Origin of the sequence: Dongia soli, from assembly GCF_034044715.1 — a bacterium.
Taxonomy (GTDB): Bacteria; Pseudomonadota; Alphaproteobacteria; order Dongiales; family Dongiaceae; genus Dongia_B; species Dongia_B soli.
Map to the genome: position 1 here is coordinate 40,118 of NZ_JAXCLW010000009.1, position 23,944 is coordinate 64,061.

A 23,944-nucleotide genomic window follows, 5' to 3' on the forward strand; every position below is an offset into this window, starting at 1 on the left:
CCCACGGGCCTCACGCGAGGAAAAGGCGGAAAAGCTCGGCTTGGCTGGAAATATTCAGTTTCAAGTAGATCTGCCGGCGATGCACTTTGACCGTGTTGGGCGAAAGCGACAGCACGGTGGCAAGCGAGAAGTTGGAGTGCCCCTTGAGGATCAGCGTGACGATTTCAAGTTCTCGGCGTGTCAACAGCGGGTGTTCTATGCGCTCAGCTGGCCTTGCTGTGCCAGCGGCGAGCGAACGGCCCGGAAGATGGAACCAGTGTCGCTCTCCGAGGGCACACACGACGGGAGCCGTCGCGCGCAGGCTCTGTAGCTCTTCATCGACGAAGGGGGCCTTCGTGCCAGTGCGCGACAGCGACAACACCGCGCAGAAGCTGTCTTCCAGCTTCATCACAAAGCCGATCTCGTCCACGATCCGCGTCGTGGCGTAATGCAGCCGATAATATTCGGTCTGGCGGAAGTTGTCGGGCGCGAGCTCCCGCATCACGATCATGCGCCGGCTGGAATCGTTGCGCACGGCATCGTAAAACGGGTCCAGCACGAAGGTACCGGCAAGATAGCGGTCGACGATGATGGCGCGTTCGGCCACGATCTTCTCGTTGTAGAGGTCGAAGGCATGGTTGTCGGGCGAATAGGCGAAGCCGTTCATCATCTGGAATGGCGTCAGAAGCCGAAGCGCCGCTGCCAGCGCGTCGGGGAAGCCGCGCGTACCTATCGCCGTCGCTGCGGCGCCGAGGGCGGCGTTCCACGCGGCGAAGGACGGGGGCTTGCTGTTTGCTCTGAATGCCATACGGCGGACCGGATGCGTTTTCTGTGACCGGCACAGATTGCCCAGGTGCGGGCACATGGCGCAACCCCCCTTGCCCGCTCATTACATGCTGAACCTTCAGGAGAATACGCCTTGACCCATCCACTCGATCTTGCCGCGACCGCGATCGCAGACGGCATCCGCACTGGCGCCTTCAGCGCCGAGACCGTGGTGGCAGAATCGATCCGCCGCGCCAAGGTGGCGGCGATGGTATTCAACCCGTTCACGCTCATCCGTGAGGAGAGGGCGCTGGAGGCCGCTCGCGCAGCTGACAGAAAGGTGGCGCGCGGCGAGGCGACCGGATTGTTGTACGGCGTTCCCTTCGTCGCCAAGGACCTGACGCCGACCGAGGGCGACCTTACGACGCTGGGTTCTTGGACCCGGCCAGACTGGGTGCCGGACAAAAGCGCGCTCTGCATTCGTCGCCTCGAGCAGGCTGGCGCAATCCTGGTGGCCAAGACCACGACGCCGGAATTCGCCTATTCCAGCATGACGGCAAGTCCGCGCTGGGGCGTGACCCGCAATCCGTGGAACCGGGAGCGCACCAGCGGCGGCTCTTCCGGCGGCTCGGCCGTGGCGGTGGCGGCCGGTGTCGTGCCTTTCGCCGAAGGCTCGGACATGGGCGGATCGATACGTATTCCCGCCGCCTTCTGCGGCATCGTCGGGTTGAAGCCGAGCCTCGGCCGCATCCCGATGACGCTTCTGCCCAGCGTGTTCGACAATATCTCCCATTTCGGTCCGCTGGCCCGCCGTGTCGAGGACGCTGTCGCCTTCATGGCCGCCGCTGCCGGTCCGAGTGACGAGGACATCTCATCTTTGCCTATCGGCTTCAATCTTCAAAGTGCTGCGGCAGCAGACCTCAAGGGGCGACGCTTCGCGCTGTCGATGGACCTCGGTTACTATGCCGTACAACCTGGGGTCGAGGTTCCCCTGCGTCACGCAGTCGAGGTGCTGCGCGCCGCTGGCGCGGTGGTGGAGGAAGTACCGATCGCCTGGACGCGCGCCGTCAACGACGAATGGTTCGACCTATGGTGCGTGTTCATGTCGGCTTTCTTCGGCAAGGAGATCGAGACCTGGCGCGACAAGATGGATCCGACGGTCGTGGCCATGATCGCGCGCGGTGACGCCATGGGAGCGACTGCCTATAAGCGCATTGAGTTTCTGCGCACGGCGATGTGGCGCGATTTGGCCACGCTGTTCGAGCGATACGAGGCGCTTCTGTGCCCTACCTGTGCCATAACGGCCCCGCCGGTGACCGAGACGGACGACGATTATGTCGCGACGCTACCGAATGGCCGCTACAAGGGGCTGGACGTGGCCTGCCCCTTCAACATGTTGCCGCAGCTCCCGGCCCTGTCGCTGCCTGTCGGGCGGGCGGGGGACGGCCTGCCCGTTGGCCTGCAGATTGTCGGCCGCCGCTTTGCCGACGAGCAAGTGCTCTCCGTCGCCGCTGCGCTCGAAACCTTGATGCCGCCGGTGGTCCCGCCACGAGCGGTATGACGGGCTACGCCTATTACGCGGTTCATTCAGGACCTTGCAGCAAGCCGCCTGGTGCCATTGACCGCGTCTCAGCCCATGACCCCTCCCTGCACGCCTTTGTGGCACTTTTCTCCGAAGCGGCGCTCAAGGTCGCGGCGGCGGCTGATGAGCGCAGGGCGCAGGGGGTCTCGCTCGGGCCGCTCGACGGCATCCCCTTCGCGGTGAAGGATCTCTTTCATGTCGCCGGCTATCCGACTGCGGCTGGATCCACGGCTCTTGGGGGCGGCCCTGCAACGGCCACCGCAAATGCCGTCCGGCGCCTAGCGGCTGCTGGCATGATCGCGCTGGGCAAGGTCCAGACGGTCGAATTCGCCTTCGGCAGGGCCGAAACCGGGCAAGTCGTCATCCCAAATGACATAATCTTTTTCTCGAGGCTCGGCGGCGTCCACAAGCCGCTTCGTGAGTTTAGGCATGGGAAATCTTCCGCTCAAATCCCTCTCTCACGTAAGCACCACGTGGCAGTAGGACGCCAATCGGAGTGTACCTGAGGATGCGGCAGGTTAACCAAGATTTAAATTTGTTAAACGATTACAGTGCGATAGCCTATCTGAGCGAATCCCATCGAAAATGGTCGAAGGGCAAAAAAACTCCGACGGCAAAGTCATCTAAATCGTAAAGGCTTTAAATCTCAATCCGGGGTAAGCGAAACTGTCTGTGGTTTCTGGCCCCCGCAACCAATCCAAAGGCCCCGTTCGAAAGAGCGGGGCCTTTTTAAATGGCGCATCGTACGACAGCTTATTAATCGGACGTTCATCCAAGCATGGTACTGATGGCGTCCTGGTCACCTGTCGAAGCGAGTAAAGCGCTCATCCAATGCACTTATCCATCGGCCGTTTTTTCCTGTCGGCGGTGACTTACCTCAGCATTGTCACGACGCTGTGTGCTGGCTCATCACCAGCAGGCGCTGCGGACGACGACAGATTGCCCGCAGCCAACCGGGTGCCTGTTGCTTCGGCACCGCGGAGCGCTGTACCAGCTATGTTTCCCTCAGCCATGACGGAAACCCGTGCGGGTTATCCGAGAAACCACGAAATGTGGCGTTACTGTCCGCCAGACAATTCGCATCCATGCGTGGATCTGGATATTCCTGGTGTCACGGTGCCTGAGGCTCAGCCTCAGACTCAGACTCCCGCCAAATAGATCTGAAGGCGTAACGCGGCTAGCGCGCTTCGTCGTTATGGCCGGCTCGCGCTCCATCGTCTGTCGATGAGCCCGTCAATCGACCAGCGCCCCGCGCCCCCGATCACGAGGGCTGCCAGGCAGGCCAGATACAGAAGATCCGTCTCGTAGCCTGGCTGGCCGAATTGAGCGCCGCTTGCGGTCACAGCCATGAGCTTGATCGAGCTGAAGCCATAGGGCAGGTGAACCGTGAACATCGCCACCAGAAGAACCACCGCCATGGGGATGCTGACCCACGAGATGAAGGCGCCCAGGAGCACGGCCAAGCCACCGGCTATCTCGATTAAGATCGTTGCCCAGGCCATGAGATGCGGCTCGGGGACACCGATCGCGTCGAGGATATTCACGAACGAGTCTGCGCCTCGTGCCAGCTTGGCGAAGCCGTGTTCCATGAACCCGTATCCTACAATCAGGCGCAACGGGATGGCGGTCGCCCAGTAGGGCAGGGCAGGTCGGCCGAATGGCCTGACGAGGATATGCATCAATCCCGGCGATAGACCTATCTTTTCCATATTGATCACGTGATTTGAAAGTAGTCAGGTGCTCCCGCCACATGGGCAAGACTGCGGACGCACCAAACAGCTCTACCCACCGCAATGGTTCATGCGGATGGTGAGGCTGGCGAAGGTAAAAAGAGGGAATTAGTCTTCGAATAGATGCGTCATGGCGTCAGGGGCGGCGGCGCTGAGCTTTTTCAGACGCGTGAGATTCTTCATATCAAACATTCTGCTCTCTTTTTCATCCGCGATGGCATCTCGCTCAAACAGGCGATGTAGATGCATTCGCCCGAGCCCATTCTCGGGTTACAGCGGTGGCGAATTTATTGCCAAGGTCAAAACAGGTTGCTGGCCACGCGAGCTTTCAAGCGGCCGCCGCCACAGAGGCAATATCTACGGAGAGACGAGAAGTATCCGAAGCCGTCCTGCCGGGCGGCTTCGGTTTAGCTTTCAGAGGCGCTGCCCATTACGGCAACTGTCGATTGCTAAGAGACACACTGGAAGGTTACGGTTCGGCTGCCATCGGTGTTGGTAACGATGGTCGCCGTAGTCTGCCGAGCCCCCTGATTGCCGCAATAGATTTCCGCATTGCGCGACGCATTCAGCAGCTCCTGATCGGTACGATAGGTGGAGGTAAGATTCGAGCTGGGCGCTGATAAGGTTGTGGAGGGGACGGTTGTCACCGTCGTCGACGTGGCTGGCGCCGCGACGCAATCGAACGTCACGGTTTTCTCGCCGTTGGACGAATCGCGAATGTCTTGGGTTTGCGGCAGAGACTTATACTGGTTGCAGAAGGTTACCGCCTTCTGATTGGCCGCCAGCAATTCGTCGTCACCACGATATTTATAGGTGACGCTGGGGTTTTGCGATTCGACCTGCTGGGGTGGCGAGCTCGGCGACGAACAGCCTACAAGGAATAGCGGGGCCATCATAACGGGCAACGCCACTAATATCCGACTGGTTTGACTGTTGAGGCGCATCATGTATCTCCCAATTCGGTCTGGCGCGGCAAGCAAGTTTGCCGCGAGGCATCGTTGCATCGTTGCCTTCCATCTAAAAAAAATCGTCTATCGCGGCAGTTGGTTCCGTATTCGATCAATCACATGCCCGTTAAGCGTGGCGAGCCTCTCAAAGCGAAACGGCCTTTTCCGAGATGACGCGGAAGCTGCGATAAAATTGTTGCCCTCCCTCTGGTGTCATACCGGGCGGCATCCCTTACGGCGAAGCATCAATGTTCGCTTCGATTTGCTGGGTGTCGCGAGGCAGTGAAGTTCGTATCGCCGCCATGCGGGGAAAGCCGTTTCGGCTGCTAAGCGGCTGCAAAAAAAACGGCCGGGTTTCCCCGGCCGTTGTTCTCACCAGGTGACAGTGTCAGTTTTTGACGACGTCTTCCATGAAGAAGCGACCGAGAGGATTCTGGTAGAAGCCCTCGATATTCTTGCGCGTTACGCCGCGATAGGGGCTGTAATAGAGGTCGATCCAGTTGACGTCATCTTTGGCCGTCTTCTGAAGTTCGACATACATCGCCTCACGCTTCTTCGGATCCATCTCAACCCGCGCTTTGGCGACCAGATCCTTGACGTGCTCGTTCTTGTAGCGGGTCATGTAGTTCATATTGGCATCATGGCCGAGGACGAAGGTCGTTTTCTGATCGGGGTCAATGATGTCATTGGTCCAATAATTGACCGCGAGGTCGTAATTACCATCGACTTCCATCTGCCAAGTCTGGCTGGGATCGGCTTTCTGGATGTTCACGGTGATACCGGCCTTGGCCAATTGCTGCTGAATGAGAACCGCAGTCTGCTCATCGACCTCGTTGCCGGCCTCGACGAGATAATTCAGGGTGAGATTCTTGACGCCGGCTTTCGCCAGCAATTCTTTCGCTTTCGCCGGGTCATAGGGGCGACGCAGATTGTCCGCGTAATAATAGAGGCTGCCTTTGGGCACGTAGGAATTCGCGACTTCGCCAATGCCGAAGGTGACGGTGTCGACAATTGCCTGCTTGTCGATAGCGTAATCGATTGCCTGGCGCACTTCCTTTTTGGCGAGATCGCCATGCTCGTGGTTGATCAGCAGCGAATCTTCGCGCGTTGAGGGATCGAGGACAACTTTCAGGTTCGAATCCTTCTTCAGCTCGGCGATGCGCGAGAAGGGGACGAAAATGGCGGCGTCGAGTTCGCCGGCCTGCACCTTCAGGATGCGGGTATTGTCATCCGGAACGGAGATCCATTCCAACCCGTCCAGCTTAACTTTATCGGCTTGCCAGAAGTTCGGATTCTTCTTCAGCACGACCTTGTCGCCGCGCGCCCATTCCGCGACCGTGAAGGCGCCGGATGTGACCTCCGGCTTCTCGCCATAGGCTTCTTCGCCCTGGGCAGTCACGTCCTTTTCGGAGAGGATGGCGGCGCCGGGCATGGCCAGTGAGGCGAGGAACGGTGCGGCTGGCTGCTTCAAGGTGATGACGAGTGTCTTGTCGTCCTTGGCTTCAATCGTCTTCATGACCGAATAGGTCTCGATCCAGAGCGATTCCTTGTTGTCGCGAATCCGGCTCAGCGAAAAAGCCACATCCTTGGCGGTGATCGGCGAGCCATCCGAGAATTTTGCATCGCGCAGATGGAATGTATAGACCGTTCCGTCGGGGGAGACGTCCCACTTCTCGGCAATCCCCGGCTGAAGCTTGGTGCCGGTCTTGTCGACGCGCACCAGCACGTCGTAGAGATTGCCGAAGATCCAGAAATCAACATTCTGCGAGGTCTTGATCGGATCCATCGTGGTGCCGTCTTCCCGCCGGCCGATGGTGAGGATGGTGTCGGCCAAGGCTTGGTCGATGCTCATCAGCAGCGAGCCGCCCAGGGTCATGACTGTCAGCAGTGCGGCGGCACAGCTGCTTCTCAAACGCTTTTTACTCATGGTTCCGCTCCTCAGATATTGCCTTGTCCGTTTAAAGACGGCTCGGCGGTTGGATAAAGGTGGCAGGCGACATCCCGTCCATCGATGAAACGGTCAGTCGGAAACGGATCGTGCCGGCACTGCTCCATCACCGCCGGGCAGCGCGGATGGAAGCTGCAACCTTGTGGCAGGTGCAGCGGGCTTGGCGGCTCACCGCCGAGAGGCTTTTGCGGCAAGGATAGGTCCGGATCGATGGCCGGAATTGCCCGGATCAGGGCCGCCGTGTAGGGATGCTTCGGCGCTCGGAAGATCTGCTCAACGGGCCCGGTTTCCACGATGCGCCCCAGATACATCACCGCCACACGATCACAAAGCCGACGCACGACACCCAGATCATGGGCGATGAAGATCAGCGAGAGGTTCATGCGCTGCTTGAGCTCGATCAGTAGGTTGATGATCTGTGCCTGGATCGAGACATCGAGGGCGGCGACGCATTCATCGGCAATCACCAGTTGGGGATCGATCGCCAAAGCGCGAGCAATGCCGACCCGCTGGCATTGCCCACCGCTTAATGTGGCCGGCTTGCGGTTGATGAGGTCGGCGCTGAGGCCGACCAGCGACAGCAACTTGCGCACGCGTTCTTCAATCTTTCCGCCGGAATTTTTTCGCTGAACCCGCAGAACCTCGGCCAGGGTATCGCCGATCGATTGGCGCGGGCTCAGCGAATTATAGGGATCCTGGAAGATCATCGCGGCGGTGCTGCGCAGCTTCCGGATATCTGCGGCTTCTCCGCGTGACATGTCTGTGCCGTCAAAAACGACTCTGCCCGCGGTGATGGGATTGAGATGGAGAATAGCCCGGCCCAGTGTGCTTTTACCGCAGCCGCTTTCGCCGACCAGGCCCAAGGTCTCGCCCCGCGCCAATTCGAAGGAGACGCCATTAACCGCCTTTACCAGCCGTTTCGGTCTGCCGGGCAAGGCGAAGCCGCCTGCTGGGAAGTGAACTTCAAGATCCTCGACTTGCAGAAGCGCCGACATCACAGTGCCTTTCGAGCTTGATTGACGTCGGTATCCGTGCGTAACGGCACGACATCTTCGGCACGATGACAGGCACTGAAATGATCCTGGGCCATTTCTCGCATCGGCGGATGCTCCTGCTGGCAAATCGGAATGGCGAGGTCACAGCGGGGGTGGAAGCGGCAACCAGACGGGAATGCGTTGACTGAGGGCGGTTGCCCCGGAATGCTCGGCATCAAACCGTAGCCTGTCGATGCACCTGGCTGGCAGGCAATCAGGCGGGCCGTATAAGGATGCCGCGGCTCGCGCAGCAACGCCCGCTTCGGACCGATCTCGGCGAGGCGCCCGCCATACATCACGGCGATGCTGTCGCAAGTCTGTGCAACAACGCCAAGATCGTGGGTAATGAGGATCATGGCGAGTCCGCGCTGATCGCGCAGGTCTAGGAGCAGGCGCAGGATCTGGGCCTGGACCGTGACATCGAGAGCGGTCGTCGGCTCATCCGCAACCAGGATACCGGGGTTGCAGGCAAGCGCCGTGGCGATCAAGGCCCGCTGGCGCATGCCGCCGGAGAATTCGTGGGGAAAATTATCGACCCGGCTTTGCGGATCGGGAATGCCGACCTGTCGCAGCAGATCGACCGCCTTGGCCTTTGCTTCTCGCCGCGATGCGTTTTCGTGAAATCGGATGCTTTCCGCGATCTGTTCGCCGATACGCATGACGGGGTCAAGATGGCTGGTGGGATTCTGGAAAATCATCCCGATCTTGCTGCCCCGCAACTGGCACATCTTGTCTTCCGGCAGATGCGCAATGTCCTGGTCTATCAACCTGATGCTGCCGGATTGAATGCTGAGGCTGGTCGCAGGCAGCAGCCGCATCAGGGCCCGGCAGGTCACGGTTTTGCCCGACCCGCTCTCACCAACCAGCCCGAGGATTTGTCCCTGGTGAAGATCGAAGGAAACGCCATCGACGATCGTGCGCGGCCCTTGCGGCGTCTTGGCGCCGACGACAAGATCTCGGACACTGAGCACCGGCGTGCCGGATATCGTCCGCATGGAAGTGGCGACCGTCATTCGCGGACTCCCAATTTCTCGCCGAGACCGTCAGCCAGCAAGCTGAAGCCGAAAGCCATCAGGACCAGCGCAAGGCCGGGAAAGGTCGTCATCCACCAGGCCGAGGAGATGAAATTCTGCCCTTCGGCGATCATGACCCCCCATTCCGCCGTCGGTGGTTGCACGCCGAGACCGAGATAGCTGATCGAGGAGCCGGCCAGCACCACCAGAACGACATCGGACATCGAAAAGACGATCGAGGCGGTGATGGAGTTTGGCAAGATATGCTTGAACATCAGCCGAAGATGGCTGAAGCCCAGGCTTTTTCCGGCGATGACGAAGTCGCTGTTCTTCAGCACCAGGACCTGCGCCCGGATCAACCGTGCATAGGAAACCCAGCCGACCAGGGCGATGGCGATATAGAAGCTGATCAGGCCTGGCTGCAAAATCGAGATGATGGACAGCATCAGCACCAGGAATGGAAAGGCAAGTACCACGTCAAGGATACGCATGAAGACTGCATCGACCCAGCCACCGAAATAGCCGGCGAGCGATCCCACAATGGTGCCGATCATGAAAGGAAAGACAACGCCGATGATCCCCATCTGCAGATCGATGCGGGAAGACCACATGATGCGGCTGAGAACGTCGCGCCCGAAATTATCGGTGCCAAGCAGGTGTGCCAGGCTCGGCGGTTGCAAGGTTTGGCTCAAATCCTGGGTAATCGGATCGTAGGGTGCGATCCAGGGGGTGAGAAGCGCCACGATGACCCAGAAGGCGATGATCGTCGCGCCGGCATAGAGCGGGAAGGGACCGCGCCCGAAACGCGGCAGCCAGTTGAAGCGCGAGGAGGCGGCGACCGTGATGCTCATAGCTTGATCCGCGGGTCGATGGCGACACTCAGGATGTCGGAGACGAAGTTGATCGCCACGGTGGCGACGGCAAAGACCAGGGATACGGCCTGCACCACCATATAATCCCGGGTGAAAATCGCGCGGATCAACAGCTGGCCGATGCCGGGAATCGAAAACACCGTTTCGATCACCACGGTGCCGCCGATCAGCCAGCCGATATTGATTGCCAGCAAGTTGATGGTCGGCACGATGGAATTCGGCAGGACATGGCGCCAGAAGATCGAGGATTCCGGCAGCCCCTTGGCGCGGGCTGCCTGCACGTAATCGGATGCCGCTTCCGCGATCATGCCTGCCCGCAAGCTCCGGATGATGATCGCTGATAAAGCGAGGGCGACCGTCAGGCTTGGCAGGATGAGATGATGTAACTGATCGCTGAAGCTGGAGCCGTAGCCCGAGACCGGCAGGAGGTCCAGTTTGATGCTGAACAGGATGATCAGCATGATCCCCAGCCAGAAGGCCGGGAAGCCCAGCCCCGCCGTCGAGACGAGGCGAATGATGTGATCGGCGATCCGGCCGCGCTTGGTGGCGGCGATCGCCGCCAGGGGCACGGCGATCACCAATGCGAGGATCACGCTGTAGATCACCAGATTGAGCGTCGGCATGATGCGGTCGCCGACGAGATGGAGAACCTGGGATTTATAAAGAATGGATTTCCCCATTTCGCCGCGGAGCAAATTCTTGATGAAGTAGAGATATTGCAGCCAGATTGGCTCATCGAGCCCGTATTGTTCGCGGATGCGGGCAATTGCTTCCGGCGTCGATTTTGTGCCGAGCAGAATTCGCGCCGGATCGCCCGGAATGGCGCGCACCAGGATAAAGGTGATGACGCTGATGCCAAACAGCACCGGGATGAGCTGCAAGGGACGGAAGAGAATGAAGCGAAAACGATGCATCAGTCGTCAGCCCGCTCGAGACATTGCCATCCAGACGAATGCGCGCATGGCACGTCTGAAACCCGATCAAACATCACGGGGTCACGCGCCGCGGTGACGTTTCAGGAAGCCGCGCAGAACCGGATAATAGGCCTCCGGCTCCTCATAAAACGGCATATGCGAGCTGTTGGGGAAGCAATGCAGTTCGGCATTCGGCAGATGCTGCTTCATGCGCAGCGCGCAGGCCGGCGTCAATTCGTCATGCTGGCCCGTGGTGATCAGGACCGGTACGGTGATGCGGTGCAGTTCGGGCACGCGGTTCCAGTCCTTTAGATTGCCGGTATAAAGAAATTCATTCGGCCCCTGCATCGTCACGTAGGGACCCATGTTCCAGTCATCCAGGGATCGCTTCACGGGTGCCGGCCATTCATCGAGGCGGCAGACATGGCGATAGTTCAGAATGGTGATCGCTGCCTGATAAGCCGAGTGATTGATCGTGCCTTCGGCCTCATGACGCTGCATCATGGCGACCGTCTCGGCACCAAGCGCCGCGCGCAGGCGATTGAGCTCGCTCACCAGATGCGGCATGTCGGCGACGGTATCTTCCAGGATCAATGTCCGCAGGGCGCCAGGATGGGTGAGCGCATATTCGATGGCAAGCCAACCGCCCCAGGAATGGCCGAGCAAATGAACCTGGCCCAGATCGAGCTTTTGGCGGATTGTCTCCACCTCCGCCACGTAGCGGGTAATGTCCCATAATTTCTGATCGGTCGGCCGGTCGGATTTACCGGTGCCCAACTGATCGAAAGTGACGACGCGGAAACCGTCATCGATCAGGCAGGAATGGGCTTCGCGCAGATAATCGCAAGGCAGGCCCGGTCCGCCATTCAGGCAGAACAAAGTCTCTTTGCCCTTGCCGAAGCTATAGGTAACGACCCGGTACCCGTCGATGGTCACATCGACTTGTGCATCGGGCGCCATTTCCCGCCACATTTTTGCCTCCCGTAACGTCGCATTTTGATTGGCAGCGACCTTAAAGCCCGAAAGCAGTTTTTTCAATCGCCCGCGTTTCAGGACCGGATGCGGATCCTGTGCCGTTCAGTCATGCGCTGCTTTGAGCGCGAGACGCCAGCGATGGAGCAACGGTTCAGTATAGCCATTGGGCTGATCACGTCCTTTAAAGACGAGTTCCAGTGCTGCCTGGGCGGCCTGAGATGTCTCAAAATCTGGTGCCATCGGCCGATAAGCCGGATCGCCTGCATTCTGGCGATCCACGACCTCCGCCATGCGGCGGAAGGTAGTGCTTATCTGCGCTTCGCTGACAATGCCGTGATGCAGCCAGTTGGCGATATGCTGGCTGGAGATGCGCAAGGTGGCGCGATCCTCCATCAATCCGACATTGTTGATATCGGGCACCTTGGAGCAGCCGATGCCCTGGTCGATCCATCGCACCACATAGCCAAGGATACCCTGAATATTATTGTCGAGCTCTTGCTGGACCTCCTCCGGCGACCAATTGGCATCGGTCGCAACGGGAATGGTCAGCAGCTCATCCATCAGACCGCTTCTCTTTCCTTCCAGGCTGGCCTGGACCGCGGCTACATCGACCTGGTGATAATGCAGCGCATGTAGAGTTGCCGCTGTCGGCGAGGGAACCCAGGCGGTATTGGCGCCGGCCTCAAGCTGGCTGCTTTTCTGTTGCAACATCTCCGACATCATATCCGGCATGGCCCACATGCCTTTGCCGATTTGGGCTTTGCCGCGCAGGCCGCAGGCGAGGCCAACCTCGACATTGTTACGCTCATAGGCGGCAATCCAGGGCGTGGTTTTCATCGCTCCCTTGCGCACCATTGGACCAGCTTCCATTGAGGTGTGGATCTCATCCCCCGTGCGGTCGAGGAAGCCCGTATTGATAAAAGCGACGCGGTGTTTCGCTGCAGCGATGCAAGCTTTGAGCGTCAGCGTGGTGCGCCGTTCCTCATCCATGATGCCCATTTTGATGGTGTGTCGTGGCAGGCCGGCAATATCCTCCGCCCGGGCAAACAGCTCATCGGCAAAGGCCACTTCTTCCGGCCCGTGCATCTTCGGTTTGACGAAATAGATGCTGCCCGACCGCGAATTGCGGAACGGCCCACTGCCGTTGAGATCATGCCGGGCAATGACGGCGCCGACCACCGTATCCAGAATACCTTCGGGAATTTCGCTGCCATCATCCAGCAGGATCGCCGGATTGGTCATGTGGTGTCCGACGGTGCGCAGGAACATGAGGGCGCGGCCGGGCAAGGTAAGCGTGCCGTTATCCGGTGCCGTATAGACCCGGTTGGATGCCAGGACCCTGGTGAAAGTCTTTCCGTTCTTGGTTACGTCCTCGGCCAGGCTGCCTTGCATCAGGCCGAGCCAATGGCGATAGACCAGGACCTTGTCGGCGGCATCGACGGCGGCAACCGAATCCTCGCAATCGACGATGGTGGTGACGGCCGCTTCGAGCACCACGTCCTTGATGCCGGCGGGGTCTGATTTCCCGATGAAGTGGCTGCGGTCGATCTGTATCTCCAGATGCAGCCCCTGGTGGCGCAACAAGATCGCCGAAGGTTGATCGGGGGCGCCGACAAAGCCGCGAAATTGGGAAGGTGTGCGCAACGCAGTCACGCAGTGGGGCGTCACGGCTTCCAGCGATCCATTGCTGATCCGGTAGGCGGTAACTGCCTGATGAGAGACGCCACTTAATGGGGCCGCATAATCCAGGAAGGCGCGTGCATAGGCGATGACCCGCGCGCCGCGTTCCGGGTCGTAGCCTTTCAGGGCTCTTGCTGCCTTGTCCCGGGGAATCGCATCGGTGCCGTAGAGCGCATCATAAAGGCTGCCCCAGCGGGCGTTGACAGCATTGAGCGTGTAGCGCGCATTGGTGATTGGCACAACCAGCTGAGGTCCGGCTTGGACCGCAACCTCCTCGTCGGTATTGCTGGTCGCAATGTCGAAATCGGCCGGCTCCGGCACCAGATAGCCGATCTCTTCAAGAAAGGCGCGATAGGCGGCGGGATCGAAACTGGGGCGATGGCGCCGATGCCAGTCGTCGATCTTCTCCTGCAAGGCGTCGCGTTTTGCCAGCAAGGCCCGGTTGGTTGGTGTCAGATCGTGGACGAGGGCATCGAAACCCGCCCAGAAGGCTTCGATCTCGACGCCGCTGCCAGGCAAGGCTTCAGTCTCCAGGAAGCCGGCAAGCTCTTCTGATACCTGGAGCCGATGGCGGGGAAGGCGAGCGCTCATGCGGATAAAGCTACTTCATTCCGCTCGGCCTGAAAAGCCGGCCCGCCGCCGATTGGGTTTCAGCGAGATTTCGCAAGCTGCCTGGAAGCTTTTGATGAAGTCGCTGCAATGCCGGGGTAGGACGCGCAGGTCGCTGTAAAGGGCCACGACCTTGAAACCGATACTGGGCTTGATGCGGGCGATGCCGACATCCTTGTCCCGAAAGGACATCGCGGTAAAGGCATCGACAATGGCGCCGCCGCAGCCTTTTTCTGCTAGGGCGCAAGCGATGTAATAGGTCTGGACCTGAATTTTCGGCGATGCGACCAGACCCTCATGCCGCAGCTTGCGATCGAGCAACCGGCCGAGCGGGTCGCTTTCCATCAGCCCGATCAGGTCATCGCGGTCGATTTCGCTCAACCGTGCTTCAGTCTTGTTGAAATCCTTTCGGATATAGAACAACTCGGCCGGCCCCAGGCGTTCGGCGCGGATGCCGACCTGCGGCTCGATGTCGAAGGTGAAGGCGAGGTCGAGTTCCTGCGACATCAAACCTTCGATCAGTTGCGAGGTGTGCTGCGTGCGAACTTCATATTGAATATCCGGGTGGGTGCGCTGGAATTGCTGGATCGCCTGCGGCACCACGCTCAGGCCCAGGCTGGGAATGCAGCCCAGACGGATGCGTCCCTGCGCGTGAGGGACTAGGTTCTGGCCGAGGCGGCGCAACTGTTCCAATTGCCGGAACACTTTCTCCACTTCCGGCGCCAGCATCTCCGCTTCGCGGGTGGGCACCAGCCGGCCTTTGATCCGCTCGAACAGGCGAAAGCCCAATTGCTGTTCCGCATGCTTGATCAGTTTGCTGGCGGCCGGCTGACTGACGCCCAGCAGCCGGGCGGCACGGGCAATGGCGCCGGTCTGGAAAACGGCGTGGCAGGCTTCAATATGCCTTAACTGCATGATATTACGTCCTAAACATATAACCTTAGGTTATATATAGTGCAAACAAAGGAACTTGCTCAAGCAGCTGCTTTAGCAAATTGTCAGTCTTCTAATTGTCACATCGACGGATCGACTATGCGGGTCTGCGTATTGGGGGCGGGGGTCGTCGGCCTCACCACGGCCTATTTCCTGGCCGAGGCGGGGCACCGGGTGACGGTGATCGACCGCAACGGCTTGCCGGGACAGGAAACGAGCTACGCCAATGGGGGTCAGCTCAGCTATTCCTATGTGGCCCCCTTGGCGGCACCCTCGGTACTGCCCTCCTTGCCGAAATACCTGCTGAACCGCGACTCTCCGCTCCGCTTCCATCTGCGCGCGGATCTGGAGCAATGGCGCTGGTCGCTGAATTTCCTGCGTGCCTGCACCCGGGCAAGCAGCCGTCAGCATACGGCGGAACTGACCTCGCTCGCTTATCTCAGCCGTGACGTCCTGCATGATCTGCTGAAGCGCGAGATGCTGGATTTCGATTTCAGTCATCAGGGCAAGCTGGTGATCCATCGCGATGCCACGGCCTTGGACGAAGCGCGTGCCTTGGTCGATTACCAGCGCAGCCTCGGGGCCGAGCAGGAGGTGCTCGATGCGGAGGCCTGCATTGCTCTCGAACCCGCGCTCGCCAGCCTGCGCGGTCGTCTGGCAGGTGGAATCTACACGCCCTCGGAAGATGCCGGGGATTGCCAAAAGTTCTGCAGCGAGCTCGATCGCGTGCTGCTGGAGCGTTATGGCGTCGAGCGGCTCTATCATCACAAGATCGGCGCACTGAAAGCGGACGGTAAGCGCATTCGGGCGGTGCTCACTGATCGCGGCGAAATTGACAGCGATCTCTTCGTGCTGACCGCCGGTCTTGCCAGTCGAGATCTCGCACGGCCGCTCGGCATCCATCTGCCGCTTTGCGCCTTGAAGGGTTATAGCCTGACCGTGCCGGTGACGTCCGAAACTGTGGCGCCGCGGATCAGCGTGACCGACAGCCGGCATAAAATCGTCTATGCCCGGCTGGGTGAAACGGTGCGCATCGCCGCTATGGTCGATATCGGGGCGCCGCATGCCGCTATCGATCATGGCCGCATGAGCGTGTTGAAGCGCCAGGTGATCGACAGTTTTCCGCATCTTGGCAATCTCGACGATGCGCAGCCCTGGGCGGGCCAACGGCCGGCGACGGCACAAGGCAAGCCGATCATTGGTCTGAGCCCATTCGACAATCTGCTGCTGAATGTCGGCCATGGCGCGCTCGGTTTCACCCTCGCTTGCGGTGCCGGCAAATTGGTCACCGAGCTGGTGCAAGGCGGCAAGACATCCATCGCCGTCGATCCGTTCCGCCTTGATACGGTGCATTGACGTGGATCGGGACGGGGATGCTTTGAACGAAGTTGCTTTTTCAACGAGCATGCATTTTACGAAAACACTGGGAACCTATAAGGGAGGAGCTACCCAATGACCTTGAGTTTCATCAATCATATGAAGACTGGCCAAGCCTGGCGGCGCGGTTTGTTCGTCGCCACGATTCTCGGCAGCTTGTCGGCACCCTTGCTGGCGATGCCGGCGGATGCCGCCAATCTGCGGGTGGCGATCGCGGAAGACGCCCTGACACTCGACCCCATTGCTTCCAGCGACAATCCGTCGATCTGGACCGAATTGCTGATCTTCGATCAGCTCGTGCGCCCCTCCAAGGACGGTACCAAACTTGAGCCGGGCCTTGCCGAGAAATGGACGATTTCACCCGACGGCCTCGATTACACTTTCACGTTGCGCGATGCCAAATTCGCCAATGGCGAGCCGGTAACAGCGGAAGATGTCGTCTATTCGCTGCAGCGTGCGGCAGGCGAGAAGTCCGATTGGGCGCGCTTTTTCAAACCGGTCACGAAATACACCATCGTCGATCCGAAGACGGTGACCCTGCATCTCGACAAGCCCTTCACGCCGATGCTGAACAATCTCGCTTTGTTCAGTGCCTCGATCCTGCCGAAGAAAGAGGTCGAAGCGAAGGGTGACGAATTCTTCAAGATGCCCTTCGGTTCCGGCCCCTTCCAAGTGAAGCAATGGACCCATGGCGAAAAGATGGTGCTGGCGAAGAATGCGAATTACTGGCAGAGCGGCAAGCCGGCGGTCGACGAAGCCGAGATCCAGATCATCAACGAAGACAATGCCCGGGTCCTGAAACTGAAGGCTGGTGAGATCGATGCCATCGTCGGCATTCCCTTCAACCAGGTGTCGCAGCTGAAGGCCGACCCGAAGCTCAATGTCGGTGTTGCCAATGTCTTCCGTACCGATCTCGTTCAGCTCAACACCAAAAAGAAGCCGTTCGACGAACAGCGCGTGCGCCAGGCGTTGAACTATGCCGTCGACAAGGCGGCTCTGGTCAAGGGCGTCTTGCGCGGCAATGGCAAGGAAGCAGTTTCCTCGCTGCCGGTGATGGCCTATCACAACAGCGATCTGAAGCCCTATCCGCATGACGTGGCCAAGGCGAAGGCGCTTCTGGCGGAAGCCGGCTATGAGAAAGGCTTTTCCGCCTCCATGCTGGTGCCGTCGGGCGATGTCACCTATCGCCAGGTCGCCAGCGCCCTGCAGAGCAGCCTGAAGCAGGTCGGTGTCGATCTGAAGCTGCAGAGCATCGAAGGTACATCGCAATATAGCACCACCAAGGCCGGCAATTACGAGATGTCGCTGAGCTATACGACCAGCGACACGATCGATCCGGACCAGCTGATCGGCTTCACCGCCGTCAATCCGGAGCGCGCCAATGCCTTCCATACCGAATGGAAGGACGACCGGGTGAATGAACTCTATGAACTGGAACGCCGCACGGCCGATGGTCCCGAGCGGGAAAAGCAGTTCAAGGAAATGGAAGCCCACGTACATGACGGCGCTCCCTTCATCTTCCTCTATCATCAGGGCGTTCCCTATGCCAGCCGGAAGAATATCGAGGGCTTCGCCGTCCTGCCGACCTCGAATTACCGTCTCGAGGATGTGGTCGTAAAGTAAATGACCGAACGGAATCGGGCTGCGCGTTTGATAAATTGCGCGGCCCGGTTTCGCGCCGGTTCCAGGTCGATGCCGTAGATTGGTTGCGCGATGGAGATCTTAAAGTTCACTTTCGGCAGGTTGCTGCAGCTGATACCCGTATTGCTCGGGATCACGCTGATCGCCTTCCTGCTGCTCCGGGTCCTGCCGGGTGATCCGGCAACTCTCATTCTCGGCAATCGCGGTAACGCCGAGGATATCGCGCGGCTGACGACGCAGCTCGGGCTCGACCGCCCGCTCTGGCAGCAATATCTGAGCTTCCTCGGCGATATGCTGCGGGGCAGTTTCGGGCAATCGATCGCCTATCGCTCAGCGGTCGGACCGCTGATTGTCGAGCGGCTGTGGGCAACCCTGGCCCTGGTCGGTTTCAGCACGCTGCTGGCCGTCGCCATGACGATCCCCTTGGCTTTGCTCGCCGCCTTGCGCAAGAACGGCATCACCGATCACGCGATCAAGATCTTCTTCGTCGCCGTGATGTCCATGCCGGCCTTCTGGCTCGGCGTTCTCGTCGTTCTGCTGCTTAGCGTCGTCTATCCGATCTTCCCGGTTTCGGGTTACGGCGATACCTTCATTGACCGGGTCTATCATCTTTTCCTTCCGGCATTGATCATCGCTCTCGGTACGGCGGCGCTGACCATCCGGTCGCTGCGCAGCAGCCTGATCGATGTCATGCGGGCGGATTACATCGATACCGCGCGCGCCAAGGGCTTGCGCCAGCGCGTCGTTCTCTTCCGCCATATCCTGCGCAATTCGCTGATCAGCACCATCTCGGTCCTGGGCGTGCATACAAGCTGGGTGATCGGCGGTACGGTCGTGATCGAATCCGTCTTCGCCATTCCGGGCCTCGGCTATTTGCTGGTCTCCTCGATTTCGGCTCGCGACTATCCGATGGTCCAGGGACTGACGGTCACCTTTGCCGTGCTCGTCGTGGCGATCAATCTCATCACCGATATCGCCTATGCGATTGCCGATCCGCGCGTGAAATTGTCATGAGCTTGATTTCAACAGAAACCCGTGCCCGTTTCCGGCGCAACAGATCGCTGCAGATCGGCCTGCTGCTGTTGCTGCTTCTTCTGGTACTCACTTTCATCGGTCCGCTTCTGTTGTCGGCCGATCCGCTGGCGGTGGATTTTGGTCAATCCCTCATTCCGCCCGGCATCGATCATTGGTTCGGTACCGATGACCTCGGACGCGATGTCTTCGCTCGTGTGGTAACGGCGGCGAAGGTGGATTTGCAGATCGCCATCATGTGCGTGCTGCTGCCTTTCCTGATTGGCAGCGCTGTCGGCCTCGTTTCCGGCTATATCGGGGGCAAGACCGATATCGTGCTGATGCGGCTGGTCGATATCCTCTGGGCTTTTCCCTTTTATGTGCTGGTGATCGCCATCGTCGGCTCGCTGGGTCCCAGCATCGCCAATATGTATCTCGCTTTTACCTTGGTCGCCTGGATCTCCTTCGCCCGTATCGTGCGGGGCGAGGTGCTGCTGGTGAAGCGGATGGAATATGTCCAGGCGGCAAAGGTGCTTGGCTACAGCCATCTGCGCATTATCCTGCGCCATGTACTGCCTAATGCGATCACCCCGGCTATTGTCTTCATGATGGCCGACGTCGTCCTGACGATCCTGGCGGTCACCGCGCTCGGCTTTCTCGGTCTTGGCATCCAGCCACCGACACCGGAATGGGGCGTCATGATCTCCGAGGGCCGCAATTTCATTTTCGACGGATGGTGGGGATCGCTGTTTCCCGGCCTCGCCATCGTCTATGTCGGCATTACCTTTGCCTTGCTGGGCGACGGGCTTGACGATTTCCTGAGGCCGAAAGCATGAGCGGCGCAACCGCACTTCTGCAGGTCGAGAATCTTGTGACCCGCTTCAACGGCCACGGCTCCGCGGTGACCGCGGTGGACGGGGTCAGTTTCGATATCCGGCCGGGTGAGATTTTCGGCCTGGTCGGCGAATCCGGCTGCGGCAAAAGCGCTACCTGCCGGTCGCTGATACGCCTCTTTGGCGGAGCGGCGACGGAGGTCGCGGGCGGCAAGATCCTGTTCGATGGAATCGACCTGGCGTCACTCGACGACCGCGGCATGGAGGATGTGCGTGGCGCGCGGATTGCCATGATCTTCCAGGACCCGATGACCGCGCTTAATCCAACCATGCGGATCGGCGACCAGATCATGGAGGGTTTGCGGCGGCATCGTGGTCTCGGCCGGCGCGCGGCACGGGAAGAGGCCGTGCGCCTTCTTTCCAGTGTCGGGGTCACCTCGCCGGAATCGCGGCTCGGCGCCTATCCCCATCATTTCAGCGGGGGCATGCGGCAGCGCGTGCTGATCGCCATTGCCCTTGCTTGCCGGCCGCAATTGCTGATCGCCGACGAACCGACCACGGCGCTCGATGTCACGATCCAGGATCAAATCCTGAAGCTCATTCTCCGGCTGCGGGATGAGACCGGCATGAGCGTGCTCATGGTGACCCACGATCTCGGCGTGGTCGCGCAAACCTGTGACCGCGTCGCCGTCATGTATGCCGGGCGTATTGCCGAAATGGGCGAGACCCCCCAGATCTTCCGCCGCCCAGCGCATCCTTATACAAGAGCGCTGCTCGACGCTCTGCCAGCCCATGCTGGCCGTGGCGCCAAGCTGAAGCCGATCGGTGGCGAGCCGCCCAACCTGGCGGCTCCGCCGCCGGGCTGCCGCTTCCATCCTCGCTGCCCGCATGCGGCGGATAAATGCAAGCAGAGGCTGCCTGAACTGGAGATGATCGAACCAGGACACGGATCGGCCTGTCTACGTGTCAAGGAGCTGGGTCTGTGAGCGCCGTTGCGACATCGCCGGCTGCGACGCACGCGCCATTGCTTGACGTCCGTAACCTGTCGAAAAGCTTTGGCGAGAACCGCAGCCTGTTACAGCTGGCAACCGGTAAGCCTGCGCGGGTGTTGCAGGCCGTGCGAAATGTGTCCCTTGCAGTCAGGCCGGGAGAAACCTTGGGCGTGGTCGGTGAAAGCGGTTGCGGCAAGAGCACGCTCGGCCGCTGCATTGCCGGTCTCTATGATCCTAGCGCCGGCGAGGTTTTGTGGCAGGGGAAGCCGCTATCGGCGATCGGCGATCGCAAGGCTGCCAGCCGACAGATCCAGATGATCTTCCAGGATCCCTATTCCTCGCTCAATCCTCGCATGAGCGTGGAGCAGACGCTGGAAGAGGTCTTGAAAGCGCATGGTCTCGTCGAAGGTGGGAAGGCGCGTTCCGAGCGTGTGGAAGAGTTGCTGCTGACCGTCGGGCTGCCGCCACGCTTGAAAGATCGGTTGCCGCATGCCTTGAGCGGGGGCCAGCGGCAGCGTGTCAGCATCGCCCGCGCTTTGGCGGTGGAGCCGCAGCTGATCGTCGCCGACGAACCGGTTTCCGCGCTGGATGCCTCGGTCCAGGCGCAGATCATCAATCTCTTCGAGGAACTGCGCGACAAATTCGGCATCGCCTTTATTTTCATCGCGCATGATCTGAATGTCGTGCGTCATATCAGCCATCGCATCGCCGTCATGTATCTTGGCGAAGTCGTGGAACTGGCGGAGGCGGATGCTTTGTTCGACGCGCCGCGCCATCCCTATACAAAGGCCTTGCTGTCAGCGATCCCCTTTCCTGATCCGGACCGCCGCACCGCAGCGGCCGGTTTGGAAGGGGAATTGCCGGACCCGCTCAATCCGCCGGCCGGCTGCAGCTTCTCGACGCGTTGCGCCTGGGTGGAGGAAGCCTGCCGTGCGCGGCGGCCGGATCTCGAGCAATATAGCGAAGGCCATCTGGTGCGCTGCCGCCGCATGTATGAAATCGCCTGACTGCGAAATGGGGAAATGACGATGTTTTACGAAACGACCGCGCAGAGCCGCAAATTGGGTGAGGAACTGATTTCCTGGTCGCTGGAGCGTTTCGGCAAGGAAGGCCTCGCAGCGGATCGGTTCGCAGTGACATTGCTGCCGTTCGACAAACCGCTAACCCCGGAAAATGCTGTCGAACGTCCGGCTGGCTTCGGCTATCGCAGTGAGCAATCCTTTTATCCCTGCAGCGTGGTGAAGGCCTTCTATCTGGCGGCGGTGGAAGCGCGGCTGGAAGAAGGTTTTGTGCAGCCGCATGAGGAACTGGATCGCGCCATGCGCGACATGATCCTGTGGTCCAGCAACACAGCGACGAATTACATCATCGATCTCGTCACAGGCACGACGGGTGATACCCTGCTCGGTGAAGGGGAGATGCGCGACTGGGCCGAGCGGCGCAATTGGGTAAACCGTTATTTCCAGTCGCTGAACTGGCCTGAACTGAAGTCGATCAATGTCTGCCAGAAACTGATGGATGACGATCGCTATGGGCGCGAAAAGATTTTTGTTCGTCTCGGCGGCAACAATCACAACAGCCTGACTTGCGATGCTACCGCTCGGCTGTTCTACGCGATCTTCAGCGGTCAGTTGGTGACCCCGGCGCGGAGCCGCCACATGGCCGAGCTGCTGCACCGGTCGCTGGAGCCCGATTTCGTCACCCGGCCAGCGGCCCAGGTGCAGGGCTATTTCGGCGGCGGCTTGCCGGAAGGCAGCAAATTGTGGTCGAAAGCCGGCTGGACCGGCTGGACCGGTGATGCCGATGCCAGCTATCGTCATCACGATGCTGCCTATGTCGAGTTACCTAATGGTCGTGCTTTCATTCTCGTCGCCTTCACGCAAGGCAAGGAAATGTCGGAAAGCGAGACCGTCCTGCCGGCCATTGCCGGCAAGGTCTGTGAATTGCTGGCCCGCTGACGGGAGATACAGCAATGGCTATGCCGCGGCCTGATCTCGCTCCCGGCGCTCCGATGTCTTCGGTCGACAGCCCGGCCTTGCTGGTCGATCTCACGGTCTTCGAGCGCAACAGCGCTGTGATGATGGATTTCGTACGGTCGCATGGCATCCGCCTGCGTGCCCATGGCAAAAGCCATAAATGCGGTGCGATCGCGCGGCTGCAGCAAGCAGCTGGTGCGATCGGTCTATGCTGCCAGAAGGTCTCCGAAGCCGAGGCCTTTGTTGCCGCCGGCATTCGCGATGTGCTGGTAACCAATGAGGTGATCGACCTGCCGAAACTGCGGCGCCTCGCCCGGCTCAGCGGTCGGGCGCGGATCGGGATCTGCATCGACAGCGTGCTGGGGCTCGAACGCCTGGCGGAGGCGGCACAAGAAGCGGTGGCGCCGATCGATGTCTATGTTGAGATCGATGTCGGCGCCGCGCGCTGCGGCGTGTTGAGCACGGCGGACGCGTTGTCTTTGATCGACAAGACCGGCATGGGGGTAACGAAGCTGCGCTATGCCGGCATCCAGGCCTATCAGGGCCAGGCCCAGCATCTGCGTCAGCCAGCGCAACGTCAGGCGGCCATCGATGTCGCGGTCCGCCGGGTCATCGAGTTGCGTGACGCCATGGCGCAGCGCGGCTTGCCGATCGGCATCGTGACGGGCGCCGGCACGGGCACCTTCTATCTGGAAACCGGCAGCGGCGTGTATGACGAGATCCAGCCCGGGTCCTATATTTTCATGGACCGCGATTACCGCGACAACGAAACAGCGCCCGATACACCGCGTTTTGAGCACAGCCTGACCCTGCTGACGACGGTCATGAGTGCTCGGCCGGATCATGCCGTGGTGGATGCCGGCCATAAGGCCCATGCCGTCGATTCAGGCATGCCGGCCATCTTCGACCGCGCAGATTTGGTCTACGGCAATCCTTCCGACGAGCACGGCGTGATCCGCCGCAAAGGTGACGGCCCCCTGCCGCTTCTCGGCGAACGCCTGCGCCTCATTCCCGGCCATTGCGATCCGACAGTCAACCTGCATGACTGGCTGATTGTCCATCGCGGTGAAGAGGTCGTCGATATCTGGCCCGTCGAGGCGCGTGGCGCGCTCACCTGATCGGCGGGCCTGATG

21 protein-coding genes are annotated in these 23,944 nt (G+C 60.0%); 10 read left to right on the forward strand and 11 right to left on the reverse strand.

Annotation, left to right across the window (positions count from 1 at the left end; translation table 11 throughout):
- Window positions 1-10: 10 nt before the first annotated feature.
- Window positions 11-844 (reverse strand): helix-turn-helix transcriptional regulator, encoded by an 834-nt coding sequence (locus tag SMD27_RS20940; RefSeq protein ID WP_320510395.1) that lies wholly within the window; start codon window positions 842-844, stop codon window positions 11-13.
- A 54-nt stretch (window positions 845-898) separates the two neighbouring features.
- Here SMD27_RS20940 and SMD27_RS20945 point away from each other — a divergent pair, with 54 nt between their 5' ends.
- Both SMD27_RS20945 and SMD27_RS24265 read left to right on the forward strand, forming a co-directional pair.
- A complete protein-coding gene (locus SMD27_RS20945; protein ID WP_320510396.1) occupies window positions 899-2,305 on the forward strand; it encodes an amidase in 1,407 nt (468 codons plus the stop codon).
- Window positions 2,302-2,832: an amidase family protein gene (locus tag SMD27_RS24265; protein ID WP_379991260.1), complete on the forward strand. Its 531-nt coding sequence runs from the start codon at window positions 2,302-2,304 to the stop codon at window positions 2,830-2,832. Before SMD27_RS20945 ends, SMD27_RS24265 begins: the two co-directional genes overlap by 4 nt.
- Before the next feature lie 687 nt (window positions 2,833-3,519).
- On the opposite strand, the gene SMD27_RS20960 is transcribed toward SMD27_RS24265, so the two are convergent.
- The 10 genes from SMD27_RS20960 to SMD27_RS21005 form a co-directional block, all read right to left on the reverse strand.
- Window positions 3,520-4,035, reverse strand: coding sequence for a DoxX family protein (locus tag SMD27_RS20960; protein WP_320510399.1), 516 nt, complete (start codon window positions 4,033-4,035; stop codon window positions 3,520-3,522).
- Between the two features lie 470 nt (window positions 4,036-4,505).
- Window positions 4,506-5,003, reverse strand: coding sequence for a hypothetical protein (locus tag SMD27_RS20965; protein WP_320510400.1), 498 nt, complete (start codon window positions 5,001-5,003; stop codon window positions 4,506-4,508).
- Window positions 5,004-5,391: 388 nt separating this feature from the next.
- On the reverse strand, window positions 5,392-6,930 hold the full coding sequence (locus SMD27_RS20970; protein WP_320510401.1) for an ABC transporter substrate-binding protein: 1,539 nt from the start codon (window positions 6,928-6,930) through the stop codon (window positions 5,392-5,394).
- An 11-nt stretch (window positions 6,931-6,941) separates the two neighbouring features.
- Window positions 6,942-7,946 carry an ABC transporter ATP-binding protein gene (locus SMD27_RS20975; RefSeq protein WP_320510402.1) on the reverse strand — a complete coding sequence of 335 codons (1,005 nt, stop codon included), beginning with the start codon at window positions 7,944-7,946 and terminating at the stop codon, window positions 6,942-6,944.
- Window positions 7,946-8,998, reverse strand: a complete 1,053-nt coding sequence (locus SMD27_RS20980) for an ABC transporter ATP-binding protein (protein ID WP_320510403.1) — start codon at window positions 8,996-8,998, stop codon at window positions 7,946-7,948. Before SMD27_RS20980 ends, SMD27_RS20975 begins: the two co-directional genes overlap by 1 nt.
- Entirely contained in the window at window positions 8,995-9,849 is an 855-nt protein-coding gene (locus SMD27_RS20985; RefSeq protein ID WP_320510404.1) for an ABC transporter permease, read from the reverse strand. The genes SMD27_RS20980 and SMD27_RS20985 overlap by 4 nt, the downstream gene beginning before the upstream one ends.
- Window positions 9,846-10,784 (reverse strand): ABC transporter permease, encoded by a 939-nt coding sequence (locus SMD27_RS20990; protein ID WP_320510405.1) that lies wholly within the window; start codon window positions 10,782-10,784, stop codon window positions 9,846-9,848. The genes SMD27_RS20985 and SMD27_RS20990 overlap by 4 nt, the downstream gene beginning before the upstream one ends.
- 81 nt (window positions 10,785-10,865) lie before the next feature.
- Complete coding sequence (locus tag SMD27_RS20995; protein ID WP_320510406.1) at window positions 10,866-11,756, reverse strand: proline iminopeptidase-family hydrolase; 891 nt, start codon at window positions 11,754-11,756, stop codon at window positions 10,866-10,868.
- 105 nt (window positions 11,757-11,861) lie between these two features.
- A complete protein-coding gene (locus SMD27_RS21000; protein WP_320510407.1) occupies window positions 11,862-14,030 on the reverse strand; it encodes a malate synthase G in 2,169 nt (722 codons plus the stop codon).
- Window positions 14,031-14,045: 15 nt separating this feature from the next.
- Complete coding sequence (locus SMD27_RS21005) at window positions 14,046-14,963, reverse strand: LysR family transcriptional regulator (protein ID WP_320510408.1); 918 nt, start codon at window positions 14,961-14,963, stop codon at window positions 14,046-14,048.
- A 117-nt stretch (window positions 14,964-15,080) separates the two neighbouring features.
- On the opposite strand from SMD27_RS21005, the gene SMD27_RS21010 reads away from it, so the two are divergent.
- From SMD27_RS21010 to SMD27_RS21045, 8 genes are all read left to right on the forward strand, one after another.
- Window positions 15,081-16,337: a D-amino acid dehydrogenase gene (locus SMD27_RS21010; RefSeq protein WP_320510409.1), complete on the forward strand. Its 1,257-nt coding sequence runs from the start codon at window positions 15,081-15,083 to the stop codon at window positions 16,335-16,337.
- A 96-nt stretch (window positions 16,338-16,433) separates the two neighbouring features.
- Window positions 16,434-17,981: an ABC transporter substrate-binding protein gene (locus tag SMD27_RS21015; RefSeq protein WP_320510410.1), complete on the forward strand. Its 1,548-nt coding sequence runs from the start codon at window positions 16,434-16,436 to the stop codon at window positions 17,979-17,981.
- A 90-nt stretch (window positions 17,982-18,071) separates the two neighbouring features.
- Window positions 18,072-19,013, forward strand: coding sequence for an ABC transporter permease (locus tag SMD27_RS21020; protein WP_320510411.1), 942 nt, complete (start codon window positions 18,072-18,074; stop codon window positions 19,011-19,013).
- Window positions 19,010-19,846, forward strand: a complete 837-nt coding sequence (locus SMD27_RS21025; protein ID WP_320510412.1) for an ABC transporter permease — start codon at window positions 19,010-19,012, stop codon at window positions 19,844-19,846. Before SMD27_RS21020 ends, SMD27_RS21025 begins: the two co-directional genes overlap by 4 nt.
- The gene (locus SMD27_RS21030; protein ID WP_320510413.1) at window positions 19,843-20,829 is read left to right on the forward strand and encodes an ABC transporter ATP-binding protein; all 987 of its coding nucleotides are present in this window, start codon (window positions 19,843-19,845) and stop codon (window positions 20,827-20,829) included. Before SMD27_RS21025 ends, SMD27_RS21030 begins: the two co-directional genes overlap by 4 nt.
- Window positions 20,826-21,842: an ABC transporter ATP-binding protein gene (locus SMD27_RS21035; RefSeq protein WP_320510414.1), complete on the forward strand. Its 1,017-nt coding sequence runs from the start codon at window positions 20,826-20,828 to the stop codon at window positions 21,840-21,842. Before SMD27_RS21030 ends, SMD27_RS21035 begins: the two co-directional genes overlap by 4 nt.
- A 21-nt stretch (window positions 21,843-21,863) precedes the next feature.
- Window positions 21,864-22,793 carry a serine hydrolase gene (locus tag SMD27_RS21040; protein WP_320510415.1) on the forward strand — a complete coding sequence of 310 codons (930 nt, stop codon included), beginning with the start codon at window positions 21,864-21,866 and terminating at the stop codon, window positions 22,791-22,793.
- A 14-nt stretch (window positions 22,794-22,807) separates the two neighbouring features.
- Complete coding sequence (locus SMD27_RS21045) at window positions 22,808-23,929, forward strand: DSD1 family PLP-dependent enzyme (RefSeq protein ID WP_320510416.1); 1,122 nt, start codon at window positions 22,808-22,810, stop codon at window positions 23,927-23,929.
- Window positions 23,930-23,944 lie beyond the last annotated feature (15 nt).

What these genes read in the sequence shown, in the direction of transcription:
- SMD27_RS24265 (WP_379991260.1), top strand. Translation starts at nt 2,302, where the DNA reads ATGACGGGCTACGCCTATTACGCGGTTCATTCAGGACCTTGCAGCAAG.
- SMD27_RS20980 (WP_320510403.1), bottom strand. Translation starts at nt 8,998, where the DNA reads ATGACGGTCGCCACTTCCATGCGGACGATATCCGGCACGCCGGTGCTC.
- SMD27_RS20995 (WP_320510406.1), bottom strand. Translation starts at nt 11,756, where the DNA reads ATGTGGCGGGAAATGGCGCCCGATGCACAAGTCGATGTGACCATCGAC.
- SMD27_RS20990 (WP_320510405.1), bottom strand. Translation starts at nt 10,784, where the DNA reads ATGCATCGTTTTCGCTTCATTCTCTTCCGTCCCTTGCAGCTCATCCCG.
- SMD27_RS21010 (WP_320510409.1), top strand. Translation starts at nt 15,081, where the DNA reads ATGCGGGTCTGCGTATTGGGGGCGGGGGTCGTCGGCCTCACCACGGCC.
- SMD27_RS21040 (WP_320510415.1), top strand. Translation starts at nt 21,864, where the DNA reads ATGTTTTACGAAACGACCGCGCAGAGCCGCAAATTGGGTGAGGAACTG.
- SMD27_RS20970 (WP_320510401.1), bottom strand. Translation starts at nt 6,930, where the DNA reads ATGAGTAAAAAGCGTTTGAGAAGCAGCTGTGCCGCCGCACTGCTGACA.
- SMD27_RS21020 (WP_320510411.1), top strand. Translation starts at nt 18,072, where the DNA reads ATGGAGATCTTAAAGTTCACTTTCGGCAGGTTGCTGCAGCTGATACCC.
- SMD27_RS20960 (WP_320510399.1), bottom strand. Translation starts at nt 4,035, where the DNA reads ATGGAAAAGATAGGTCTATCGCCGGGATTGATGCATATCCTCGTCAGG.
- SMD27_RS21030 (WP_320510413.1), top strand. Translation starts at nt 19,843, where the DNA reads ATGAGCGGCGCAACCGCACTTCTGCAGGTCGAGAATCTTGTGACCCGC.
- SMD27_RS21025 (WP_320510412.1), top strand. Translation starts at nt 19,010, where the DNA reads ATGAGCTTGATTTCAACAGAAACCCGTGCCCGTTTCCGGCGCAACAGA.
- SMD27_RS21045 (WP_320510416.1), top strand. Translation starts at nt 22,808, where the DNA reads ATGGCTATGCCGCGGCCTGATCTCGCTCCCGGCGCTCCGATGTCTTCG.
- SMD27_RS21005 (WP_320510408.1), bottom strand. Translation starts at nt 14,963, where the DNA reads ATGCAGTTAAGGCATATTGAAGCCTGCCACGCCGTTTTCCAGACCGGC.
- SMD27_RS21000 (WP_320510407.1), bottom strand. Translation starts at nt 14,030, where the DNA reads ATGAGCGCTCGCCTTCCCCGCCATCGGCTCCAGGTATCAGAAGAGCTT.
- SMD27_RS20965 (WP_320510400.1), bottom strand. Translation starts at nt 5,003, where the DNA reads ATGATGCGCCTCAACAGTCAAACCAGTCGGATATTAGTGGCGTTGCCC.
- SMD27_RS21015 (WP_320510410.1), top strand. Translation starts at nt 16,434, where the DNA reads ATGACCTTGAGTTTCATCAATCATATGAAGACTGGCCAAGCCTGGCGG.
- SMD27_RS20975 (WP_320510402.1), bottom strand. Translation starts at nt 7,946, where the DNA reads ATGTCGGCGCTTCTGCAAGTCGAGGATCTTGAAGTTCACTTCCCAGCA.
- SMD27_RS20985 (WP_320510404.1), bottom strand. Translation starts at nt 9,849, where the DNA reads ATGAGCATCACGGTCGCCGCCTCCTCGCGCTTCAACTGGCTGCCGCGT.
- SMD27_RS20940 (WP_320510395.1), bottom strand. Translation starts at nt 844, where the DNA reads ATGTGCCCGCACCTGGGCAATCTGTGCCGGTCACAGAAAACGCATCCG.